Source organism: Lishizhenia sp., assembly GCF_033720595.1.
GTDB lineage: Bacteria > Bacteroidota > Bacteroidia > Flavobacteriales_D > Crocinitomicaceae > Lishizhenia.
Window position 1 is genome coordinate 1 of sequence record NZ_JAWWCF010000186.1, and the last position, 5,775, is coordinate 5,775.

General features: G+C 37.7%; 4 protein-coding genes. 2 read left to right on the plus strand and 2 right to left on the minus strand.

Annotated features, from left to right (window positions below):
* The coding region (locus R3333_RS11945; protein WP_318959007.1) for a hypothetical protein at positions 1 to 509 on the plus strand (509 nt) is incomplete at its 5' end.
* Between the two features lie 102 nt (positions 510 to 611).
* Positions 612 to 1,013 carry a DUF1987 domain-containing protein gene (locus tag R3333_RS11950; protein ID WP_318959008.1) on the plus strand — a complete coding sequence of 134 codons (402 nt, stop codon included), beginning with the start codon at positions 612 to 614 and terminating at the stop codon, positions 1,011 to 1,013.
* Here R3333_RS11950 and R3333_RS11955 read toward each other — a convergent pair.
* Together R3333_RS11955 and R3333_RS11960 are read right to left on the minus strand one after the other, a co-directional pair.
* Positions 1,000 to 1,875 carry a DUF1853 family protein gene (locus R3333_RS11955; protein WP_318959009.1) on the minus strand — a complete coding sequence of 292 codons (876 nt, stop codon included), beginning with the start codon at positions 1,873 to 1,875 and terminating at the stop codon, positions 1,000 to 1,002. The two genes, R3333_RS11950 and R3333_RS11955, sit on opposite strands and share 14 nt — an antisense overlap.
* A 65-nt stretch (positions 1,876 to 1,940) precedes the next feature.
* On the minus strand, positions 1,941 to 5,775 hold a 3,835-nt coding region (locus tag R3333_RS11960), incomplete at its 5' end, for a T9SS type A sorting domain-containing protein (protein ID WP_318959010.1).

Consider the following 5,775-nt stretch of genomic DNA (forward strand, 5'->3'; position numbering starts at 1 on the left):
TAGGAACGGGAAGTGTTGGCCTGAAGTACGATGGAAATAAAATTATTGAAACTTTTGGAGGACTTGGTTACCCGCAGGGTGATGAAGGAAGTGGAGCACGCATGGGAAGAACGCTAATTGCCTCCTACCAACAGCAAAAGATGTCTAAAAATTTGGCTGCTCTCCTTACTGCTTATCAAAATGATTTAGCTTTTTCTCTTCAAGCTGATATAGATACTATTGACAGAAAGGAAATTGCCACCTTAAGTAAGTTTTTGTTTGAGCACAAGGAAGAACAAGAAGTACAAGACCTCATCAAAAGGTCTTTCCAAGAGCTATACGAAAGCACGATAAAACCCATGCAAACCAATTCAATTTCCGTTACTGGAAGTATCGCCTTTTACTTTAAAGATGAATTGAAGGAATTTCTATTTTCAAAACAAGTTGTGGTAAATCGCATCGTAAAATACCCGGCTGTTAATTTGTATTCCCTACACTTTAATCAACATAAGGAAAGCTTAAATCAATGAAAGTGAAGTTGACAAAGCAAGTTTTTGAATGTTAAAATCCCTTAAATACGGATAAAATTTTGCATCTTTACGGCCAAGGAAAATTAAGACTGTTAGAATTTTATGGATAATTTGTTCATTCAAGCAACTGCAAAGTCGCCTGCCATAGAACTAGACTCACTAACTGGAAATTTAAAAATCAAAGGTAGATTGATACCCGAAGATTCGGATAAATTTTGGATTCCAGTGCAGAAATGGGTGGAGAACTATGCCAAGCAACCAGCTGCAAAAACGAGCTTCGTGTTCGACATTGAATACATGAACATCACCTCTTCTAAGTATATATTAAATTGCCTTTACGCCCTCAATGAAGTTTACTTGAAAGAGGAAAATGTTGAGGTAATATGGCGCTTTAAGAAAGATGATGTTGATGTAAAAGAAATTGGAGAAGATTTTGCCTTCATGGTAAAAATTCCATTTGAATTCTGTCCGTACAGCGAAGTAGAATTTGCTATGGCAATGTAGGCCAAGCATCAGGAACCAAAACTATAGAGGTATACCCCTTTGCATATAGCAGTCCAACATGGACTGCTTTTTTTTGCGCAAAACTTTCCTTCATTTTTTCCACTAATTCATCCTTCCCGTCTAACCGTAAAGATTCATCAGGCACTACGGTTGCACTTAACCAATGCGGTTTTGTTAAAAGATAGTATGCCTCAACATGCGCATCAAAATCACCTTTTATAAAATCACTTTGTTTCATGTAAGGTTTAAGCAAAGCATTTGTGTTTTGCCAAACTACCCGTTGATTGTTTTGATAAAACTGACCACAAATTAAGGCCCTAGAAGCAATGTTTTGATACGCTTCTAAATGTTTTGTGAGTTGTAATTGATGACTTTTTAATTTCTTTATTTTTTTTGATAAACTATCCTTTCCATTAGGTCCTAGCCAAGTACTAAAATCATCCTCATTTTGAAATTGTAAATAATACTTAATGGCCAATTCCAAATGGTAGATCTCCTCCCCTTCTTGCAAAATAAAATCAATCTCGCCTAACGTTTGTTTATCCCTAATAATTTGATGATTGGCTATCACAACCTCTATGCTTGGGCTCAGGTGAAAAAAGGTATGCATCAAAGCTTCGAAATAATAACCCAAGCGATGATTTTTAGTGAAATCATTAAGATGCTTAAGAAATGTTTCTGGAGCCTTATCCCAGGCTTCTAGCAAAGAAAAATGCGAAGTATACCACTTCAATTTGGCAGCATCTGTAAACAAGGGTAAACCCGATACTTCGTTTAAGGGACAAGGAGAACACAACACCCAAACCAAGTCTCTTATAGCTGGAGTTCTAAATTGTGAGATATTTTCCTTGAGCAGTTCCACATCGCAAAATAACAAAAAAAGGCCACCCTAAAAGGATGGCCTCTTCACTAAAGATAAACTATAAATTATTGAACTACGACCTTGATTGATTTAAGCACTTTACCATTTTGTAATTTCAAAGTGTAAAGCCCTCTCGCCAATTCAGAGGTATTGAATTGCACCACTTGGTTCTGAGCACCTGAAAGACTTGTAACCAATCTTCCTGTGTTATCATAAAGTGCAATATTCAATGTCACATTATTCAATTCTGTAATATCAATGTTTAGAATATCTGTTGCTGGGTTAGGATATACTTTAACGGCATTCAATGGATTAACATCATCCAATCCAACCACAGTAGTAACAGAAGCTGTTACTTCACAACCATTATCATCAGTAACAATAACTGTTTGCAATCCTAATTGAGGAGTAGTTTGTGTTTGTGTTTGATCACCGTTATCCCAAACATATTCGTAAGGAGGTGTACCTCCAGTAACATTCGCTGTAGCAGTACCGTTTAAGTTATCTACAGCTGTAGCAACTAATTCAGTTGGTTCAGCCACCGTGTAGTTAGGCGTTGTAAATGTACATCCATTGTCATCCGTAACAGTTAACGTATAATCTCCTGCCGGAACACCAACAGTGTTGTCTTCTGTAATTTCACCGTTATCCCATAAATAAGTTAAAGGAGCAGTTCCACCTGTTGCAGTAACATATAGTTCTCCGCTTGTACCTTGGTAACATAATACATCAAAAATAGAGTCTAACGTAACATCTATTAATGCTGGATCAACTAGTGTAACTTCCACACTGTCCTCACATCCAATAGAGTCCACAACGTAACCCATGTATACATCAGCTCCTAAACCTGTTACGGTAGCTGTAGTAGCACCATTTGCATTGGCTGTCCAAGAGTAATCTAAAGTACCAATTGCGTCAGTTGTTGCTAATGCAATCTCACCATTCATATCACCATTACATAAGATATCAGTAACTGTTGCAGTAACATCTGGTGCAGAAACATAAACGGTAATCGTTTCACTATCATTCGTTGCATCTGCATCACCTGATAAACTCGTAACTACATTCACATCGTGTGCTCCTACAGTTGGCGTTAACGGTCCTACTGCAACCATTACAGAATCATCTGCTGGAATATTTTCAACTCCCGTAGTTAAACTCACACCATCCACAAATACTTCATAGTCTACATCAGCTGCATTCGTCAAAGAATTGTTTACTAAGTAGAAATCTGCATTAATTGCACCTGTACCACAGTAAGCCGTTTGAACCTGCACTAATGAAGGAGTTACATCTGGTACTGTTTCTACGATAAAATTATCAACGAACACATCTATGTCTTCATTTGAAACATCAGATTTACCATAAAATCCAACTTTAACCGTTGAAAAACTCGCGTAGTCTGTCAAGTTCACCGTAACCGTTTCACCATTTGCATCTATAGGGTTAGCTGCTGTAAACACTTTTTCAACATTGGCTAAACTCCATGTTGCACCATTATCTGTAGAAACAACAATTGCAAGTGAATCATCCGTTCCCCAAACAGCTGGTGTTGTTGAAGCATATTCAGTAGCAATTAGATCGAATGATACTTGTGTATTACCACCTGTTAAATCAATAGATGGAGAAATCAACCAATCTTTTCTACTTGTAGAGTAAATATTGATTCTTGCCGACTCACTTCCTGCTGATTGATTTCCGAAATCGTCGTCTGTCCAAACAGATGTACCATTATTTAATGAAACATTGTTCCCTAGAAGTCCGTCAGCTTCCATCCAACATGTAGGTACGTAAGCAGTAAATTCCTCTAAATAACCGATTCCTACTGCATCACATTCTGTAGTAAAAGTTTCTGCAACGCTTGTCCAAACACTTGTATCACCTACACCACAAATTTGGCGAATGTATACTTCGTAATCTGTATTTGACATCAATCCTGAAATCGTTGCAGAGTTACCTGTTTCAACAGACAATGTTGCCGTTGAGAATGCTTGTCCTGCTTCAACCACTGCCACTTGGAAATCAGTTCCTGTTCCGTAGTAAGTTGTCCACGTTAAATCAGCACTATTATTTGTTATTGTACCAACCGTTAAAGAAGTAGGTACTAAACAAGACGGTTGTTGTCCTACAAAGAAATCATCAATAAATACATCTATATCTTCATTAGAAACAGTTGAAGCTGCATAGAAAGCAATTTTAACTGTACCTGTGTATGCTGATAAATCATACCACTTGTCTTGCGCTGTAGCACCAGGATTATTACTTCCGTTAAATACATCTAAAACATTTGCGGTAGTCCAAGTTGCTCCGTTGTCTGTTGAAATAACAATAGCCAATGAATCATCCGCCCCCCAGATAGCATCATCACTTGATGAGTACTCCGTAGCTCTAATCTTGAAATTCAAGAAATTATTACCAGCACTCAAGTCTATAGATGGAGAAATTAACCATTCATCTTTTGTAGTTGAGTAGATATTTACCTTCGCTCTACCTGAAGAAGCTCCCCAGTCAGAAGAACCCGTAGAAAGAACAGAATTCAAAGTCAAAGCTCCTGATGCTTCTTCCCAACAAGCTGGTAAGTATGCGCTAAAGTCTTCTGTGTAATCTGTTGTGTAAACGCCACATGCCGTTGTAACAGAGATAGGTCCGAAATAAGAACTTGTATCGCCTACCCCACAGATTGACCTTACGTAAACATCATAAGTAGTATTACTTGTTAACGCTGTTAACTCTAATGAATCACCTGAAATTACAATTGCGGTTCCTGTACCTGGTGTAAATCCATCCACACCATATTCTATTTCATACTCAGCTTCTAATGGAGCGTCGTCGATAATCACATCGAATGTTGAACTTGTTACAGAATTTAAATCCACACCATCAACTTCTAAACATTGTGGTTGAACTCCTACAAAAAAGTCTTCTAAGTATACATCAATATCTTCATTTGAAGTTTTACTTGCTGCGTAAAATCCGAATTTCACTGTTCCTGTATAAGCTGATAAATCGTACCATAGGTTAATTCCAGCAGATCCTGGATTATTGGATGCAGAGAAAACGTCTAATACATTCGTTAAAGACCAGGTTGCGCCGTTATCCGTTGAAATAACAACTGCGAGTGAATCATCTGATCCCCAAACTGCATCACTGCTTGAGTTCCATTCTGTTGCACGTACAGTAATGTTTAAGGCGTAAGCACCTCCACTTAAATCAATAGAAGGAGAAATCAACCAGTCTTCTCTGTTATTAGAGTAAATATTCACTTTTGCTGCTCCCGTTGCAGATCCCCAAAAACTTGAAGCATTGGAAACAACTGTATTGGAAGTTAAAACTCCTTTAGCTTCGCTCCAACAGCTTGGTAAATAGGATGTGAAATCTTCCGTGAAATCAGGTTGGTTTGGGCCACATAAAGTAGTAGTAGTAACAGGACCGTAAGCCACACTTGTATCTGTTGTAGAACAAATTGCTCTAACATATACATCATAATCTGTATTACCCGTTAAGGCATTTAACTCCAATGAGTCTCCAGTAACCACAGTAGTCGTACCATTCCCTGGTGTAAAACCACTAAGTCCATATTCTACCTCATAAGAAGATGCAGGAACTGGATGATCGATAATAACATCAAAGCTTGAATGCGTAACTGAGTTTAAGTCTACGTTAGAAACTGGACTACACGCAGGAGCAATTCCCAAAAACGTAATATTAGGAATGTAGTTTTTAACAGAATTAGCATCAAACAAATTGTTCATATCCTGAACATCATTATCATTAAAATACGTTATTGACCTAGCTCCAGTTGTAGCAGAACACAAGAACTCATCACTACCTGATGCCCATCCTGATTGATTTTCTGCCACAGCCATTATAATATTGTCTGTACCATTATAAACAAAAGGA

What these genes read in the sequence shown, in the direction of transcription:
- R3333_RS11950 (WP_318959008.1), top strand. Translation starts at nt 612, where the DNA reads ATGGATAATTTGTTCATTCAAGCAACTGCAAAGTCGCCTGCCATAGAA.